General features: G+C 68.2%; 17 protein-coding genes. 10 read left to right on the forward strand and 7 right to left on the reverse strand.

Features of this window, described 5'->3' with window-relative positions:
• Positions 1-39: 39 nt before the first annotated feature.
• Genes hpnC through VNF71_10470 form a run of 8 tightly spaced genes read left to right on the forward strand, consistent with a single transcriptional unit; the run spans position 40 to position 10163 of the window.
• Positions 40-981 carry a squalene synthase HpnC gene (hpnC, locus tag VNF71_10435; GenBank protein ID HVA74966.1) on the forward strand — a complete coding sequence of 314 codons (942 nt, stop codon included), beginning with the start codon at positions 40-42 and terminating at the stop codon, positions 979-981.
• A complete protein-coding gene (hpnD, locus tag VNF71_10440; protein HVA74967.1) occupies positions 978-1835 on the forward strand; it encodes a presqualene diphosphate synthase HpnD in 858 nt (285 codons plus the stop codon). The genes hpnC and hpnD overlap by 4 nt, the downstream gene beginning before the upstream one ends.
• The gene (hpnE, locus tag VNF71_10445) at positions 1832-3229 is read left to right on the forward strand and encodes a hydroxysqualene dehydroxylase HpnE (GenBank protein ID HVA74968.1); all 1398 of its coding nucleotides are present in this window, start codon (positions 1832-1834) and stop codon (positions 3227-3229) included. The genes hpnD and hpnE overlap by 4 nt, the downstream gene beginning before the upstream one ends.
• The gene (locus VNF71_10450; GenBank protein HVA74969.1) at positions 3226-4272 is read left to right on the forward strand and encodes a polyprenyl synthetase family protein; all 1047 of its coding nucleotides are present in this window, start codon (positions 3226-3228) and stop codon (positions 4270-4272) included. The genes hpnE and VNF71_10450 overlap by 4 nt, the downstream gene beginning before the upstream one ends.
• The gene (shc, locus tag VNF71_10455) at positions 4269-6176 is read left to right on the forward strand and encodes a squalene--hopene cyclase (GenBank protein HVA74970.1); all 1908 of its coding nucleotides are present in this window, start codon (positions 4269-4271) and stop codon (positions 6174-6176) included. The genes VNF71_10450 and shc overlap by 4 nt, the downstream gene beginning before the upstream one ends.
• Complete coding sequence (gene ispH, locus VNF71_10460; protein HVA74971.1) at positions 6173-7711, forward strand: 4-hydroxy-3-methylbut-2-enyl diphosphate reductase; 1539 nt, start codon at positions 6173-6175, stop codon at positions 7709-7711. Before shc ends, ispH begins: the two co-directional genes overlap by 4 nt.
• Positions 7712-8716, forward strand: coding sequence for an adenosyl-hopene transferase HpnH (hpnH, locus tag VNF71_10465; protein HVA74972.1), 1005 nt, complete (start codon positions 7712-7714; stop codon positions 8714-8716).
• Between the two features lie 4 nt (positions 8717-8720).
• Positions 8721-10163 (forward strand): aspartate aminotransferase family protein, encoded by a 1443-nt coding sequence (locus VNF71_10470; protein HVA74973.1) that lies wholly within the window; start codon positions 8721-8723, stop codon positions 10161-10163.
• Positions 10164-10196: 33 nt separating this feature from the next.
• Here the strand turns inward: VNF71_10470 and VNF71_10475 are convergent, their stop codons facing one another.
• Both VNF71_10475 and VNF71_10480 read right to left on the reverse strand, forming a co-directional pair.
• Positions 10197-10577, reverse strand: a complete 381-nt coding sequence (locus VNF71_10475; GenBank protein ID HVA74974.1) for a VOC family protein — start codon at positions 10575-10577, stop codon at positions 10197-10199.
• A gap of 34 nt (positions 10578-10611) precedes the next feature.
• Complete coding sequence (locus tag VNF71_10480) at positions 10612-11496, reverse strand: LLM class F420-dependent oxidoreductase (protein HVA74975.1); 885 nt, start codon at positions 11494-11496, stop codon at positions 10612-10614.
• Between the two features lie 152 nt (positions 11497-11648).
• Between VNF71_10480 and VNF71_10485 the strand changes: the two genes are divergently transcribed.
• The gene (locus tag VNF71_10485) at positions 11649-12173 is read left to right on the forward strand and encodes a TIGR00725 family protein (GenBank protein HVA74976.1); all 525 of its coding nucleotides are present in this window, start codon (positions 11649-11651) and stop codon (positions 12171-12173) included.
• Here VNF71_10485 and VNF71_10490 read toward each other — a convergent pair.
• The 4 genes from VNF71_10490 to VNF71_10505 are packed head-to-tail and all read right to left on the reverse strand — an operon-like array spanning position 12170 to position 16185.
• Positions 12170-13267, reverse strand: coding sequence for a hypothetical protein (locus VNF71_10490; GenBank protein HVA74977.1), 1098 nt, complete (start codon positions 13265-13267; stop codon positions 12170-12172). The genes VNF71_10485 and VNF71_10490 overlap by 4 nt on opposite strands.
• A complete protein-coding gene (locus VNF71_10495; GenBank protein ID HVA74978.1) occupies positions 13264-14418 on the reverse strand; it encodes a DegT/DnrJ/EryC1/StrS family aminotransferase in 1155 nt (384 codons plus the stop codon). Before VNF71_10495 ends, VNF71_10490 begins: the two co-directional genes overlap by 4 nt.
• Positions 14415-15287 (reverse strand): DMT family transporter, encoded by an 873-nt coding sequence (locus VNF71_10500; protein ID HVA74979.1) that lies wholly within the window; start codon positions 15285-15287, stop codon positions 14415-14417. The genes VNF71_10495 and VNF71_10500 overlap by 4 nt, the downstream gene beginning before the upstream one ends.
• A 13-nt stretch (positions 15288-15300) precedes the next feature.
• A complete protein-coding gene (locus VNF71_10505; GenBank protein ID HVA74980.1) occupies positions 15301-16185 on the reverse strand; it encodes an EamA family transporter in 885 nt (294 codons plus the stop codon).
• Positions 16186-16259: 74 nt separating this feature from the next.
• Here VNF71_10505 and infA point away from each other — a divergent pair, with 74 nt between their 5' ends.
• Entirely contained in the window at positions 16260-16484 is a 225-nt protein-coding gene (gene infA, locus VNF71_10510) for a translation initiation factor IF-1 (GenBank protein ID HVA74981.1), read from the forward strand.
• A 76-nt stretch (positions 16485-16560) separates the two neighbouring features.
• On the opposite strand, the gene VNF71_10515 is transcribed toward infA, so the two are convergent.
• Entirely contained in the window at positions 16561-16725 is a 165-nt protein-coding gene (locus VNF71_10515) for a hypothetical protein (protein ID HVA74982.1), read from the reverse strand.
• Positions 16726-16860: the final 135 nt, after the last annotated feature.

Raw genomic sequence — 16860 nt, forward strand, 5'->3', positions numbered from 1 at the left:
AATGGTGCTTGACACCCGGGAGCCTGCCGCGTACAAAGGATGACCACGCGGTCACTCTCTTACACACCCTCTGCTCACGCACCCACTGGCGGCACACCGACCGGAGACCTGACCGCCGGCGCCGGCGCGCCCCCTGACCTACCCGTGACCGGCGAGGTCATGCGCCGGGCGTCGGGCGAGAACTTCAAGGTCGCGTCGAGGCTACTGCCCCGCCGCGTCCGCTCCGAGCTTCTCGGCCTCTACGGGTACGCCCGCCTGGTCGACGAGATCGGCGACTCCTACGACGGTGACCGGATCGCCGCTCTGGACTCGGTGGAGTCGAGCCTCCTCCGGGAGATCGAAAGCCCCGATCCGGCGGCCCACCCCCTCGTCGCCCGCGCGGCGGCCATGGTTCGTGACGGCCGAATCTCGCGCCAGCCCCTCCTGAACCTGATCGAGGCCAACCGGCTGGACCAGACGGTCCACCGCTACGAGACCGCCGAGGAGCTCTACGGGTACTGCGCCCTGTCGGCGAACCCGGTCGGCCGGCTCGTGCTCCAGCTGTTCGGAGTCCTGACGCCCGAGCGCGTGGCCTGGTCCGACTCGATCTGCACAGGGCTGCAGCTCGTAGAGCACTGGCAGGACGTGGCGGAGGACGCCGCCGGCGGGCGGGTGTACCTGCCGGCCGAGGACATGTCCCGCTTCGGCGTCGCCGATGCCGAGCTCGCAGCGTGCGGCCCCGCACGTGCCGACCTGCGCTCTCTCATGGCGTTCGAGGCACGGCGCGCACGCGGCCTGCTCGAAGAGGGCGCTCCCCTGGTCGCCTCTCTTCGGGGAAGGCTCAGGTTCGCCGTGGCGGGATTCGTAGCCGGCGGGCACGCTGCTCTGGACGCGCTCGCTCGGCAGGGTTTCGATCCCCTCGCCGGCGCCCCGCGCCCGTCCCGCCCAGCGGTGCTTCGCCACCTGGGGAACGCGCTGATGCGGCGCCGGGAGCACTCGTGAACGTCCCAGAGGCCTACGCCCGCTGCGAGGCGATCACCGCGGAGCAGGCGCGCAACTTCTCCTACGGCATCCGGCTCCTCCCTCGGGAGAAGCGCCAGGCGATGTCGGCGCTCTACGCGATGGCGCGCCGCATCGACGACGTCGGCGACGGGAACGCGCCCCCCGACCAGAAGCTCAGCGACCTCGCCGCCATCCGCAAGGATCTCGCCCAGATCTCGTCGCGCGACAAGACCGCATCTGCCGACGACCCCGTCCTGGTCGCACTTGCTGACGCGGCGCAGCGCTTCTCCTTGCCGATGAGCGCTCTCGACGAGCTCGTCGATGGCTGCGAGATGGACGTCAACGGCACCACCTACCGCACCTTCGACGACCTCGTGGTTTACTGCCGGCGCGTCGCGGGCACGGTGGGCAGGCTCAGCCTCGGGGTGTACGGCAGCAGCGACACCGAGCGCGCCGTTGCGCTGGCGGACGCATTGGGCGTCGCGCTCCAGATCACCAACATCCTGCGCGACGTGGTCGAGGATCTCGCAGATATGGGCCGCGTGTACCTGCCCGAGCAGGACAGGGAGCGCTTCGGCATCGGGCCGGGACTGGAAGGCCCACGCGACAGGCTCCTCGCTCTGATCCTCTTCGAGGCCGCTCGGGCCGAGCAATGGTACGAAGAGGGCCTTCAGCTACTGCCCCTTCTGGATCGCCGGTCGCGGGCGTGCACTGCAGCGATGGCGGGCATATACCGGCGGCTGCTCACCACGATCCAGCACGACCCCGAAGCGGTGCTGCGCGGCAGGATCTCGCTCGGCGGCGGCCAGAAGGCGCTCATTGCAGCCAGAGCCTTGACGAGGGGCGCCGCGTGAACCGCCCTCGCGTCGTCGTGGCGGGCGGTGGACTCGCCGGCATCACCGCGGCGCTCGAGTGCGCCGACGCCGGCGCGCATGTAACCCTCGTCGAGAAGCGAACCGGGCTGGGCGGCTTGACCCGGTCCTTCCGCCACGGAGACCTGTGGCTCGACAACGGCCAGCACGTGTTCCTGCGTTGCTGCACCGAATACCTGTCGTTGCTGTACCGGATAGGCGCGGCCGATGAAGTCGAGTTGCAGGACCGGCTGGACATACCAGTCGTCTCACCCGCGCGCAACGCCGGCGGGCAACCGGTGATCGGCAACCTGCGCAGATCGGGTTGGCCGGTGCCGCTGCATCTGGCCGGGTCGTTGGTGCGCTACCCGCATCTGGGCATCGCCGACCGGCTGAAGCTCGGCCGCGCGGTACTGGGCCTGTCACGGCTGAGGCTCGACGACCCGGCTCTCGACCTCCACACGTTCGCGTCGTGGTTGAGGGCGCACCACCAGAGCGACGCGGCGATCACAGCGCTCTGGGATCTCATCACCGTTCCTACCGTCAACCTCCCCGCGGCGCAGGCGTCGCTGACGATGGCAGCCAAGGTCTTCAAGACCGGGTTGCTGAGCGAATCCAGCGCCGCCGACATCGGATGGAGCCGGGTGCCTCTCGGGCGACTCCACGGCGAGCGCGCTGCAGCGGCGCTCGAGGGCGCCGGCGTCGAAGTTCGCACCGGCGAGAGGGTGCGCCAGATCCGGACGCGGGTCCGTGGCGGGTTCGAGGTCCTCGGTGACGGCTGGTCGGCAGACGCAGACGGGGTGGTCGTCGCGGTGCCCCACGACGAGGTGGGCGCCCTTCTCCCGCAGGGATCCGTCCGCGCCCAAGAGAGGCTCGGCGATCTCGGCACATCGGCGGTGGTCGACGTTCACCTGGTACTCGACCGGCGCGTAACCGAGTGGCCGGTCATGTCCGCTGTCGGATCGACGGTGCAGTGGGTGTTCGACCGGACATCGTCGTCGGGCCTCACCAGCGGGCAACTGCTCGCTGTCTCGCTTTCCGCGGCGGACGCCCTCCTCCCCCGGCGACCCGAGGACATCGCGTCGGAAGTTCAAGCGGAGCTCGCGCGACTGCTGCCGTCTTTTTCCCGGGCACGGGTTGTCGACTCGGTCGTCACGAAAGAGCGCCACGCGACGTTCAAGGCGGTGCCCGGCACGGCCGCTCTCCGGCCTCCCGCGGCAACCAGCCTGCCAGGCCTCGCCGTGGCAGGGGCGTGGACCGACACGGGATGGCCGGCGACCATGGAGGGGGCGGTGCGAAGCGGCACCGCGGCAGCGCGCGCGTGTCTCGCCGGCGCAGGGCGTGCCCTCAGAGATCGATCACTTGCAGGAGCTGGGCACGAAGAGGAGGTTGCGTGACCACCCCCACCATTGGTGTTCCCGAGGTGCTGGAACGAACCCGAGAGGCGATCACCCCCGCGATGGTCACCGCCATCGACAGGCTGGCGCCGGAGATCCGCCAGTTCGCCGCCTACCACATGGGATGGATCGACGCGGACGGCAAGGCCGTCGCGTCGCCCGGAGGCAAGGGAATCCGGCCGACCCTCGCGATGCTCGGCGCCGCCGCCGCATGGGCAGACCCGTCAGTAGGAGTGCCCGGTGGCGTGGCCGTCGAGTTGGTGCACAACTTCTCGCTGATCCATGACGACATCATCGACGCCGACGTCGAGCGGCACCACCGCCCGACGGTGTGGTCCGTCTTCGGGGTCGGCCCCGCGATCGTCGCCGGCGACGCGCTGCAGATCCTCGCCCACCAGGTCCTCATGGAGAGCTCTCCCGATCACGGGCCACGCGCGTCCAGTGCTCTCGCAGACGCGACGGCCGCGATGATCGCGGGCCAGGCCGACGACATCGCTTTCGAGAAGCGCCGCGACGTGACCGTCGAGCAGTGCACGGCGATGTCCGCGGCCAAGACAGGCGCTCTCCTCGGTTGCGCCGCGTCCATCGGTGCGATCCTCGCAGGTGCCCCGCAGGCGACGATCGGGGCGCTGCGCGATTACGGGAAGCACCTCGGCCTGGCGTTCCAGGCCGTCGACGACCTGCTCGGCATCTGGGGGGACCCGAGCCGTACCGGCAAACCTGCCGGTAGCGACCTGAGGCAGAGGAAGAAGTCGATGCCCGTCGTCTCCGCGCTCGCCGCCGGCGGAGCCGAAGCGGACGAGTTGCGCATGCTCATCGTCGGTCCCGCGGACTCCGAGAACCCGCTGCTGCCACTGACCGCGGACGAGATCGACCGCGCACGCTTCCTCGTCGAGAGCTGCGGCGGCCGTGAGTGGACGACCGTGCGTGCCAAGGCGAACCTCGACGCAGCGCTCGGCGCGCTCGAACGGGTGCGGCTTTCTGCTCGGCCGCGTCGCGACCTTGCCGACATCGCTGTGTTCGTGGTGGAGCGCGAGGCGTGACAGAAGCGCGGACGGTAACCGAGGCCGCCTCATCGCTTCGAAGAGCGTGCGACCACCTCCTGTCGTTGCAGAGCACCGACGGGTGGTGGAAGGCGGAGCTCGAGACAAACGTGACGATGGACGCCGAGGACCTTCTGCTACGGCACTACCTCGGCATCTCGGACCACGCGATCACCGAGCCGGCCGCGCGGTGGATCCGTCACAACCAGCGGCCCGACGGCACCTGGGGAACCTTCCACGGCGCACCCGGGGACCTGTCGGCGACGATCGAGGCGTACGTCGCCCTGCGGCTCGCTGGCGACGATCCGTCGGAACCGCCCATGGCCGCGGCCGCCGAATGGATCAGGTCCAACGGCGGTGTGGAACGAAGCAGGGTGTTCACGCGCATCTGGCTGGCGCTGATGGGTGCCTGGGATTGGGAGGACCTCCCCGTCCTGCCTCCCGAAGTCATGTTCCTGCCTTCGTGGGCGCCGCTCAACGTCTACGACTTCGCCTGCTGGGCACGACAGACCATCGTTGCCTTGACGATCGTCATGGCGCACCGCCCGTCGCGCCCGCTCGGCTTCCCGATCGATGAGCTGTTCAGCGGCGGGCCGCGCCGTCTCGAGTCGAGCGGCCTCAGGGACCTCGCGAGCACGGGGGGACGCTTCCTCGCCCTGGACCGTCTGCTGCACCGCTACGAGAGGCTGCCCCGCTGGTTCCTCCCGCGTACCTTGCTGCGCAAGGCTGCCCTCACCAAGGCCGAGCAGTGGGTCGTCCGCCGCCAGGAGGCGGACGGCCTGTGGGGAGGGATCCAGCCACCCGTCGTCTACTCGGTCATCGCCCTGCAGCTCCAGGGCTACAGCCTCGACCACCCCATCATCAAGGCGGCTCTCGACGGCCTGGAAGGCTTCGTGGTCCACGACGACAAAGGCCGGCGTGTCGAAGCGTGCCAGTCACCTGTGTGGGACACGGCCCTCGCGGTGGTAGCGCTGTCCGACGCGGGTGTGGACCCCGGTGAACCCGCGATCAAGTCGGCAGTCGAGTGGCTCGTCCGCGAAGAGGTGCCCATCCGCGGCGACTGGGCGGTCAGGCGCCCCTCGCTCGGCGCCGGCGGTTGGGCGTTCGAGTTCGCCAACGACAACTACCCCGACATCGACGACACCGCCGAGGTGATAATCGCCCTGCGCAAGGCGGGGGTCGCCGCTGGGCGCGACTGCGAAGCGGCGTGCGAGCGCGGCGTCGCTTGGACTCTCGGCATGCAGAGCCGGGACGGGGGTTGGGGCGCCTTCGACGCCGACAACGACAGCCCCCTCGTCGCCGCACTCCCCTTCTGCGACTTCGGCGAGGTCACCGACCCGCCGTCTGCCGACGTGACCGCGCACGTCCTCGAGATGCTCGCGACCGAACCGGGAGTTCCGCCGGCGGTCCTCCAGTCCGCCACCCAGTGGCTCTGGAACGCCCAGGAGCCCGACGGGTCATGGTTCGGCCGCTGGGGCGTCAACTACGTGTACGGGACCGGAGCCGCCGTTCCCGCGCTGGTAGCAGCCGGCGCACGGCCGGAAGACCCGCGCATCCGGCGAGCGGTCGCGTGGCTCGAAGCCCACCAAAACGGCGACGGCGGCTGGGGAGAAGACCTCCGCTCCTATGTCGACCAGTCGTGGCGGGGCCGCGGCGAGTCCACCGCTTCCCAGACCGCCTGGGCGCTCCTCGCCCTGCTCGCAGCAGGCGAGCACGACTCAGACGCGACCCGGCGCGGCGTCGACTGGCTCGTCCGCAACCAGACCGAAGCCGGGACATGGGACGAGCCGTGGTTCACGGGGACCGGCTTCCCTTGGGACTTCTCGATCAACTACCACCTGTACCGGCTGGTCTGGCCGGTCATGGCCCTGGGCAGGTACGTGCGCGGAGCCGGCACGCCATGAGCGCCGTCCCCGAGACCGCAGGCCCTGCCGGCGCCGGGCTGCTCGTGCTCTGCCCGCTCCGACTCGAGGCCCGCGCCGTGTCGTCCGCCTCCGTCGGGGCAACCGTCGTCAGGACGGGCGCGGGGATGTCCAAGGCGGCAGCTGCGGCGGACCGGGCGCTTGCCGGCCGGGCTCCTGGCCCGGTGGCCGTCGCCGGCGTCGCCGGAGCACTGGTCGACGGGTTGGAACCCGGCACCCTGGTCGTCGCCGACCGGGTCGTCGACGCGGCGGACGGCGCGCTCGTCGCCGAGCTCCCGTCGGCCGCATTGATCGCCGCCGCCCTCCGCCGGCGCGGTCTGCCTGTCGTTGTGGGGACAGTGGCCTCGTCCGAACGCCTGGTGCGCGGCTCCAAGGCCCGCGCCGGGCTGGCCGCTCTCGGGGCCGTGGCGGTCGACATGGAGACCGCTGCGGTGCTGCGCCGCCGGTGGGACCGGCCGGTAGCGGTGATCCGGGCGATCGCCGACACGCCCGGCCGGGAGCTCGGGTCCCCGTCGACGATCTCGTGCGGGCGGCGGGCGCTCGGCGCGCTCAAGGCCGCGGCACCCGTACTCGAGGAGTGGGCGGCCGTGACGGGGGCGAGGACGGTTGTGCTGGCGGGGCCCAGGTCGTTTTGCGCCGGCGTGGAGCGCGCCATCGAGACGGTGAGCAGGGCGCTCGAGCGGTTCGGGGCGCCGGTGTACGTTCGCCGACAGATAGTGCACAACCGCCATGTGGTGGAGGAGCTCGAGGAGCGCGGGGCGGTGTTCGTGCACGAGCTCGACGAGGTTCCCGACGGCGCGACGGTCGTGTACTCCGCGCACGGGGTGTCCCCCGCCGTGCGCTCCGCCGCCGCCGAACGCCAGCTCGAGGTCATAGACGCGACCTGCCCGCTCGTGGCCAAGGTCCACCACGAGGTCCACCGGTTCGCCAACCGCGGCTACCAGGTCGTGCTCATCGGCCACGCCGGGCACGACGAGACGGAGGGCACTCTCGGTGAGCATCCCGACGTGACACTGATCGAGAACGAAGCCGACGTCGAGACGATCGACGTGCGCGACCCCGAGCGAATCGCTTACATAACCCAGACGACGCTCTCGCCCGGCGACGTCACGACGGTCGTCAGCGCACTCTCGAAGCGTTTCCCTTCGATCGTCGGCCCCAGCGCCGGCGACATCTGCTACGCCACGCAGAACCGCCAGGAGGGCGTGCAGGCGATCGCGGCGGACTGCGACCTGATGATCGTGGTCGGCTCGGCCAATTCGTCCAACACAGCCCGCCTCGTGGAAGTCGCGGAGCGGGCCGGTTGCCGAGCGGTGATGGTCGACGACGAGAGCGGTGTGGACCTCGTTTCGCTGCGCGGCGTGCGCACCGTCGGGGTGAGCGCCGGCGCTTCTGCTCCCCCGATCCTCGTGGACCGGCTAGTAAGGGCCTTGAGCGGTCTGGGGCCGCTGGAAGTCGAGGAGCGAGCGGTTCGCAAAGAGAACGTGAATTTCCCCCTACCCTTGGAGGTCCGCTAAGTGGGAATACCACTTCGTCAGAGCATCAAGATCGGCACCTACCTCGCCCGCCAGAAGCTCGCCGGGCGTGACAAGTTCCCCCTCATCGTGGAGCTGGAGCCGCTGTTCGCCTGCAACCTGGAGTGCAACGGATGCGGGAAGATCCAGTACCCGACGGAGGTGCTCCGCAAGCGGCTGACTGTCGAGCAGGCGGTCGCTGCGATCGAGGAGTGCCGGGCCCCGATGGTGTCGATCGCCGGCGGTGAACCGCTCCTGCACCCAGACATCCACACCATGACCCAGGAGCTGCTCGATCGCGGCCGCTTCGTCTACCTCTGCACGAACGCGCTCCTGCTCGAGCGCAAGCTCGACAGGTTCAAGCCGCATCCCCGTTTCTCGTGGGTGGTTCACGTGGACGGTCTGCGGGAACGCCACGACGACTCGGTCAGCCGCGAGGGAACCTTCGACAAGGCAGTAGCCGCAATTCGCAAGGCGAAGGAACTCGGCTTCAAGGTGAACACCAACACCACCTTCTTCAACACCGACTCCCCGAAGACCGTCCGCGAGATCCTCGACTTCCTCAACGACGAGCTCCAGGTCGACCAGATGATGATCTCACCGGGTTACGCCTACGAGAAGGCGCCCGACCAGGTCCACTTTCTCAGCCCGAGAAGCTCCACGGCCCTGTTCGCCGACGCGTTCGCCGACGGCAGGCGCAAGCACTGGCGCCTCAACCACAGCCCTCTGTTCCTCGACTTCCTCGAAGGCAAGGCCGAGTTCGATTGCACGCCGTGGGGAATCCCGAGCTATTCCGTGTTCGGTTGGCAGCGCCCCTGCTACCTCATGGCGGACGGCTACGCCGAGACATACCAGGAGCTCATCGAGACCACGGACTGGGACCGCTACGGCCGGGGCAAGGATCCTCGCTGCGCCAACTGCATGGCGCACTGCGGTTACGAGCCGAGCGCGGTGCTGGCGACAACCAGGTCGTTGCGACAATCCCTGCGGGCTGCCATAGGCTCATGACCCGATGGGGTTCGATCTTCAAGGAATTCTGAGCGCACGTTCGGGCGAGGGCGCGGCCCTCTGGGGCCGTTACCTGAACCCGGTAGCACCCAAGGTGCTCCACTCGATCGGGTTCGACCGCCAGTGGGAGCGGGCGGGGGGGAGCTACATCCATGACTCCACCGGCGCCCGCTACCTCGACTACCTGTCCGGGTTCGGGGTGTTCGGGGTGGGCCGCTCGAACTACAAGGTCCGCCAGGTGCTCCACGACGCCCTCGACGCGGATCTCGCCGACATGGTGCAGATGGACACCCCCCTGCTTGCAGGCCTGCTCGGGGAGGCTCTCATCGAGCGGGCCCCGTACCTCGACAGGGTGTACTTCTCCAGCAGCGGCACCGAGGCGGTCGAGGCGGCGCTGAAGTTCGCCCGGTACTCGACGGGCCGGCGGCGGGTGATCTACTGCGACCACGCCTTCCACGGTTTGACGTCCGGCTCACTTTCGGTGAACGGAGCCAGGGAGTTCAGGGCCGGGTTCGGGCCGCTCCTGCCCGCGACGATGGTTCCTTTCGGCGACCTCGACGCGCTCCGCCGCGAACTGGCCGCAGGCGATGTCGCCGCCTTCATCGTCGAACCGGTACAGGGAAAGACGGTCCTGGTCGCGCCGCCGGGCTACCTGGCCGAAGCGGCCGCGCTCGTGCACAAGCACGGGGCCCTCCTGATATGCGACGAGGTTCAGACCGGGCTCGGGCGCACCGGCAAGTTCCTGAGCCACGAGTACGACGAAGTCGAGCCGGACATCGTCACCGTCGCCAAGACGCTCTCCGGCGGCTTCGTCCCGGTAGCCGCGACGATGGCGACCAACGCTGTGTTCGAGAAGGTCTACTCCGGGCTGGACCGCATGCTGGTCCACGACTCGACCTACAGCGGCAACACGTTGGCCATGGCCGCCGGCTTGGCGACGCTGGCCATCCTCGACGACGAGGGGCTGATCGCGAACGCCGCGACGGTCGGAGCGGAGATCCAGTCGAAGCTTCGCGAGGCCGCCTCACGATACGAGCTCGTGAGCGACGTTCGCGGCCGGGGACTCATGATCGGCATCGAGTTCGCCCGGCCCGGGTCGTGGCGGCTTCGCCGGCGCTGGGGACCCTTGACCGCCGCCCGGCGGGGCCTGTTCACCCAGATGGTCGTGTGCGCCCTGTTCGAGCAGCACCACATCGTCACCCAGACCGCCGGCGACCACGTCGACGTGCTCAAGATCCTCCCGCCCCTCGTGACCAACTCCGAGGAGGCCGGTTATTTCGTCGAATCGTTCTGCTCGGTGATGGACTCGATCCACGACAGCTCCCGCCCGGTGTGGCACTTCGGATGGGGGCTCACCACCCGGGTCGCCGGGGTTCAGGCCGGACGCAGAGGCAGTCGAGGCGCATCGAGAGGTCGGTCTGCCCTGCGTTCGCCGAAGACGGACTGAGCCCCTGGCTGCCCTCGAAGCGGGTCTCGGCTCCTAGTCCTCGTAGTAGCGCAGCTCGATGGTGTTCCCGTCGGGATCTCGCACGTACAGCGAGGTGCCGTCGCCCCTGGCGCCGAACCTCTTGCCGGGCCCGTCCAGCACATCGAACTTACCGCTCGATTTGATCTGCTCGAAGTCGGTGGGCTCGACGACGAGGCAGAAGTGATTGAGGTTCTCACCCGTCCGTGGCAGCTCGAACAGGTCGATGATCGTGCTCTCGTTGAGCCTGACCGAGGGAAAGGGGGCCTCGCCGTCGCGCCACTCCTCGACCCGCACTCCCTCCAGACCCAATTCGTAGCGGTAGAACGCGAGGCTCTTCTCCGCATCCGCCACATTCACGACTATGTGATCGAGTCCCGTCACCCGCAATGTCATGGACTCATGATCGCGCGACCTGACACGGAGATTGTCATAGCGGCGCGGTCTTGATGGCCCTCAAATCATCCAACGCCGGAGCGAATGTCGACTCGAGCCAACCGCCCGGGTCGTCGCCCACGGCACCGGTCACGAGCGTCGATACGCCAACCCCTGCAAAGGCTTCGGCGCCGCGCACGACCTCTGCCACGCCGGCGCCGGGCGGAAGGTCGCGGTACATGGCAGTCACCTCGATTTCGTTGGGGTCCCGACCGACGGCGTCGCAATGGCGGCGGAGGACATCCACTTTGTGGGCTACTTCTTCGGGCCCGCCGAACAGGTTGCACGAGTCCGCGTACTGTGCGACCAACCGAAGCGTCTTGCGTTCGCCGCTGCCGCCGATGAGGAGCCGCGGTCTGGGGCGGCTCACCGGCTGGGGACTGCAGAGGGTGGCCTCGAGCTGATAGTGACGACCTTCATAGGGCCCGTTGTCGTCGCTCCACATCTGAAGGCAGATCTGGATCGCCTCCTCCAGTCGTTCGAATCGCTCGCGTGTCGATGGAAATGGCACGCCGAGTCCCTTGTGCTCGCGCTCGTACCAGGCGGCCCCAATTCCCAACTCCGCCCTGCCACCCGACAGAACGTCGAGCGTGGTGACGATCTTGGCCAGCAAGCCCGGATGCCGGTAGGTGACGCCCGTGACGAGCAAGCGCAACCGCAGACGCTCGGTGACGCCGGCCAAGAAGCCGAGCGCGGTGTAGCCCTCGAGCATGGGGTCTTCCGCCGGTGCCATCCAGTCCATCTGGAAGTAGTGATCCATGAAGGACATCGTCCGGATGCCGATCGCTTCCGCCCGCTTGGCGAGATCAGAGACGCCGGGGCCGATTCCTGAGGGCCCACCGGCCCAGTCGAATCGGGAGACATGCAGATCTAGTTCCATGGCTCCTGTCTAGCGCCCTTGGCGTGTGCCATTCTCCGTCACGTCCCGACCAGGCCGGCACCTGATCCCGGTTACTGGATGAGTGCCAGAGTCTGCCCTGCGGCAGCAGCTGTGGTGAACATCCTCCCGATCAGGGCCTAGCTTGGCGGGGCATGGCTATCCAGGTCGCGGTCGTCGGCGCGTCCAACGCGACCGACGAACTGACCGGAGCTGCCGAAGTCGTCGGTGCCACGCTGGCGTCCGCCGGCGCGGTGCTCGTCTGCGGCGGTCTCGGCGGTGTCATGGAAGCGGCCTGTCGCGGGGCTAAATCGTCGGGAGGGGTCACGGTCGGCTTCCTGCCGGGACCCGACAAGACCACCGCAAACCGGTGGGTGGACATCTCGGTTCCCACTGCCATGGGCGAAGGCCGGAACATCCTCGTGGTCCGTTCGGCCCAAGCGGTGATCGCGCTCGGCGGCGAGTACGGAACCCTCTCCGAGATCGCGCTGGCTCTGCGGGCCAATATCCCCGTGGTCGGACTCGCCACCTGGAACCTCACGCGAGGTACCGGGGTACCCGACTCCGGGATCGTCTATGTCGACGATCCTGTCGAAGCGGCCACCACAGCGCTCAGACTTGCGTCGATCCGAGGCGCAGACACCTCGCACCGTGCGCAGCCGTTTCGACCCAGTCCCTAGACCTCGAAACCCAGCCCCTGTACCGCGGCCAGGAACTGAGCCGACGCGAGGTGAGCTTCCTTCGACGGCGGCACCTTGGAGCGCTCCGGGTCGTCGATGAAAGACCTCACCGACCTCCGGATGGACTCCGCAGTCGTCATGCAGGCGGTTGCGCCTCCGAGCTCCAACTCGTGCATCAGGTTCTCCCGCCCGTGCCCGGGGACCACGTCGAGCAGCACGATCCCCCGGCCGATCGTTCGCGCCTCCCTGCACGTGTCGCCGGAGCTGGTGACTACCACGTCGCACGCCGACATCAGCTTCGGCACCTCGTCTGTGAAGCCAAACGGGATCACGTGAGGTTGCGAAAAGGCGATCGAGCGGAGACGCTTCTCGAGGGTGGCGTTCGTGCCGGCAACGGCGAGCACCCAGATCCCGTCCTCGGCCAGCGACTTCGCGGCGAGGTCGAGAGGGCCGAGACCCCAGGCGCCGGACATGAGCAGCACGCAGTGGGCGTCGCGCGGGATTCCGAGCGACTCCCGGGCCTCCGTTCGCGGGGGCGCCGTGTAGAAACCTGGTCTGACCGGAGCGGTGATCACCTCGATCCTGGCCTCCGGCCAGTACCGGCGAACGGACTCGCCCGACGCGGGGGAGGTGACGAGGAATAGATCGGTGCTCTCGTGGACCCACATCCGGTGCGCGAACGAATCGGTCATCGCGACGATCGACTTGAACGAGTACCCGTCAGCCTTCAACCGAGCGGCCACCCCGGCGCCGGTTGCGAATACCGGAACCACGAGCTCCGGCCGAACCTCGTCCATCACCTTCCTCAGATGCGGGTGCATCCGCCCGACAGCAACGCGGTCCAGCCAGCGGGCAATCCTCCCGTCGTCGCGCAGCTGGGAGAAGTGGAACGCGTCGTAGAGCGCGTTGACCGACACCAGTCGCCGGAAGACCCAGTTGCCTAGTGCGTCGGCTCCGGACCCGAGCATGTGCATAGCGTCGATGGTCTCGCACTTGACTCCCCTCGCCTGGAGGGCGGCTACACACGCCTCTGCAAGAACGTCGTGACCCTTGCCCAGCGAGCCGGACACGAAGAGGGCCTTGGTCAGCTTCAACTGTTCAGTTTTTCGATTGTGGAACGGACTCCTTCGATGACCTGATCGACCTCCGCACTGGTCATGTCGGAGTGCACGGGCAGGCAGACATGGCGAGCACAGAGATCCTCGGCGACGGGAAGTGGCTCATCCGCAAATCCCTTGAACACGGGTTCCAGGTGGAGGGGTGTCGCGTACACCTCCCCGCTCATCCCGACCGAGAAATCCTCCCGGATCCTCGACTTGAACTCGTCCCGGTCCACGCCCTCATCGAGAACGGCGATGTACTTGTAGTAGTTGCTGTCCGATCCGGGGCTGGGAACGAGGGGGGTTAGCCCGCGACAATCCTTCAGGCCCTCGTCGTAGCGGGACGCGACCGTCCGCCTGACGGAAAGGAAGTCCTGGAGCCGGCTGAGATGAACCATCGCCACGGCGGCTTGGAGCTCGCTCATCCGCCAGGCCGACCCCAACCGGACATGGCCGCCTTCGAGGAAGCTGGCCTTGCCCTGATCGCGGTAGATGCGGGCCTCGTCTCGAAGCGCCTGGTCAGATGTGAGGATCAGTCCGCCTTCAGCGCTCGCCACCACCTTGGTCGGATAGAAGGAGAATGCCGCCGCCCTCGACCAGCTCCCGGCCGCCTTTCCTTCGAGGCGCGATCCGTGTGCGTGGGCAGCGTCTTCGATCAGCGCCACACCGCGTTCCTCGCACAGCCCCCGGATCTTCTCGATCTCAGGGCTGATAGCCCCGCCGATGTGCACGTGCAGCACAGCCGACACGCCTGGTCGCAGCGCGGCTTCCACTGTCGAAGCCGACAAGGCAAGCGTTGCCGGGTCGATGTCAGCGAAACGTGGCCGGCCCCCAGCGTGCAGCACGGCTGCGGCCGTCGCGTAGAAGGTGTTGGCTGGCACCACGACCTCGGAATCCTCGACCCCCACGCAACGAAGGATGATCTCGAGAGCGCTCGTGCCGGAGTTGGTGCCAACCGCATAACCACCGCCGTGCGCCGCAGCGAAGGCATCCTCGAACTGGCTGGTCAATGGTCCGAGGGTGAGGGTGCCACTGGCCAGCGCCGAGTCGACGAGTTCGAGCACCCGCCGGCGGTCGTCGGCGTTGAAGACCACCCGCGCGGGTGGGACGAACGGTCGCGCCGGAGGGAGGGATGGAGCTGTCAAAGGCTCGCGAGCGGCTCGCGGTGCTGGACGGTCTCATGGCTGCCGGATCGGCTCAACCACACGAGTCCGGCGGCCATCACGATGATCGACAGGACGACGAAGGGGCCCCTGGCCCCGCCGAGGTGCAGTGTCTCGCCGAACAGCCCGACGCCGATGCCACAGCTGACGAGGGGCTCGGTCACCGTTATGAGCGGAATGGAGATCTTCGGCTGTCCCGTCTGATAGGCGGTCTGGGTTATGAGCATGGCGGCCAGGCCCGCCGCGCAGAGAGCGTAGGGGATCCACGTCTTGAACATCGTCACGTAGCCGTGGTCAGTGGCGCTCGCCAGCGCCTTGGTCAGCACGGCCATGAAGGCGTCGCCGAGGCCGGCCGCCAGCCCGAGCGCGGCGGCCCGGCGCCGCTTCGGGCCGGTGACGCCGACCCAGATCAGTGTGCCCAGCACGGCGAGCATCGACACCCCGGTCGCGACCCAGTCGATGGCGTCGGCGGAACCCGAGCTGCTGTCGCTGGGGGCAGCGATCACCAGGAAGGCACCGAGACCGGCGACGACGGCGACGACAGCCAGCCAGTCCCTCGGCTCGACCGTCTGCTCGTTCCAGGACGCGGATATGGCGATGGCGAAGATCAGGGAGGTCGTGATCAGCGGTTGGACCACGACGAGCGAGCCGTGGCGCAGAGCCCCGACCTGCACGACGAAGGCGGCGATCTCGGCTGCCACGCCCAGCAGCCAGAGCGGCTGGCAGGCGACGCGCAAGAGCAGACCCGGGCGGGCGGCCAGCTCGTCGGGCACCTGGGACGCAGGTCGTTGCTGGAATGCGACCCCCGTGCCGAACAGCGCCGAAGCCAGAAGCGCGAGGGCGACCGTCATGCTGCCCTCCAGCCTATGGGCTTCGCCAACGGCGCTGGGGTTGGAGAGACGAACCGGACATCGTCGAGAACCAGGAGCCGGCCAGGATGAGAGCGAACCCGATCGCGGTCGCCGCCGAGAACGGCTCTCCGAGCGCCGCCACCCCGAGCAGAACGGCCACGGCCGGGTTGAGGTACGTGATGACTGTCGCCCTCGTGGACCCGATCTCCTTGATGAGCTCGAAGAAGGCCACGAAGGCGAGTGCAGTGCACACCAGACCGAGTACAACCACCGAAGCCACCGCACCGCCGCTCGGGACGCGTTCCGGATGCAGCCACACCGCGACGGGCAGGTACCCCAAGGCGACAAGGGCGAGCGATACAGCGGCCAGGGCCAGGCTGGACAGGTCACGGAAGTACCGCGCGGCGAGATGCGGCCCGATGGCGTAGCCGATGGCGACGAGGATCACCTCCACCACAGACCCTGTGTCGCCGTGCACGTCCAGTCCGAGCAGGACCGCGACACCTGCCAGGCCGATCAGCAGTCCCGCTATTCCGCGAGCGCCGAGGCGGTCGCGGTGGCGGGTCGCGATGCCGAGGAGCACGCCGAAAAGCGGTACCGTCGCCACCAGCAGCCCGGAGAGTGAGCTGGGGAGTCGGCGCTCGGCATCGGACAGGAGCAGCCAGGGGATCGCGAGCTCCGCGACGGTGTACACCAGGAATGGCTTCCAGACTCTCATCAGCGGCCCGAGTTGACCTTGACGGGCCGCCAACGGCAAGAGAACGAGGGCGCCTATGGCCGTTCGGGCCTCGACGACCAGGGGCGGCGACAGGTCGCGAACGGCGATCTTTATCAGCAAATAGGGGATCCCCCATACGACCGACATCAAGGCAAACAACGCAGCACCGCGCCTCGTCACTTGTTTGGGCCTAAAATGCATGATGGCCGTCGGGCACGCAGGGTGTCCCGAGGCGAGGTGATGGAGGACCGAAACTGCCCCAAGGCAAAGAAGACGCGATCGTGCTGGAGGGCACGGTGAGCGAAGCCCTCAAGAACGCCATGTTCAAAGTCGAGCTGGCGAACGGGCACGAGGTGCTTGCTCACAACTCGGGGAAGATGCGGATGAACAGGATCCGTGTCCTGCCCGGCGACAAGGTCCAGGTCGAGATCAGCCCGTACGACCTGACCCGGGGCCGCATCACCTACCGCTACAAGTAGACCCATTCGGGCTGAGGCTAACGAAAGTCCTGGTCACAGCGCTATCCAATAGCTCGACCGGGGCGCCAGTCCTCAGCTAGTCCTCAACGGAATCGTGGGGCATGTGGCGGAAGCACCCGGAATCGGTCCACGTTCCGTCGGCGTAGCGCCGGATGATGCACCCGCAGTCAAGGCCCGTCGTGTCTATGACCTCGACGAGCGTCCCGTCCGCCTCGACGCTGTAGTCCGAGTCCTCGCTCACCGTGCTTGCTCCTCGCTCTCGTCGGTCACCTTCTTGAAAGCCGCCTCGACCGCTCCCCTAGCCCGGTCGTGATCCTCCGGGATCAGGTGGGCGTAGGTCGACAACAGCACCGCCGGAGAATGGCCGAGGTACTCG

This window comes from Acidimicrobiales bacterium (assembly GCA_035533095.1).
Taxonomy (GTDB): domain Bacteria; phylum Actinomycetota; class Acidimicrobiia; order Acidimicrobiales; family Palsa-688; genus DATLUM01.

Coding starts and splice junctions, on each gene's coding strand:
- hpnC (HVA74966.1), top strand. CDS start 40: ATGACCACGCGGTCACTCTCTTACACACCCTCTGCTCACGCACCCACT.
- ispH (HVA74971.1), top strand. CDS start 6,173: ATGAGCGCCGTCCCCGAGACCGCAGGCCCTGCCGGCGCCGGGCTGCTC.
- VNF71_10470 (HVA74973.1), top strand. CDS start 8,721: ATGGGGTTCGATCTTCAAGGAATTCTGAGCGCACGTTCGGGCGAGGGC.
- VNF71_10475 (HVA74974.1), bottom strand. CDS start 10,577: ATGACATTGCGGGTGACGGGACTCGATCACATAGTCGTGAATGTGGCG.
- VNF71_10480 (HVA74975.1), bottom strand. CDS start 11,496: ATGGAACTAGATCTGCATGTCTCCCGATTCGACTGGGCCGGTGGGCCC.
- VNF71_10485 (HVA74976.1), top strand. CDS start 11,649: ATGGCTATCCAGGTCGCGGTCGTCGGCGCGTCCAACGCGACCGACGAA.
- VNF71_10500 (HVA74979.1), bottom strand. CDS start 15,287: ATGACGGTCGCCCTCGCGCTTCTGGCTTCGGCGCTGTTCGGCACGGGG.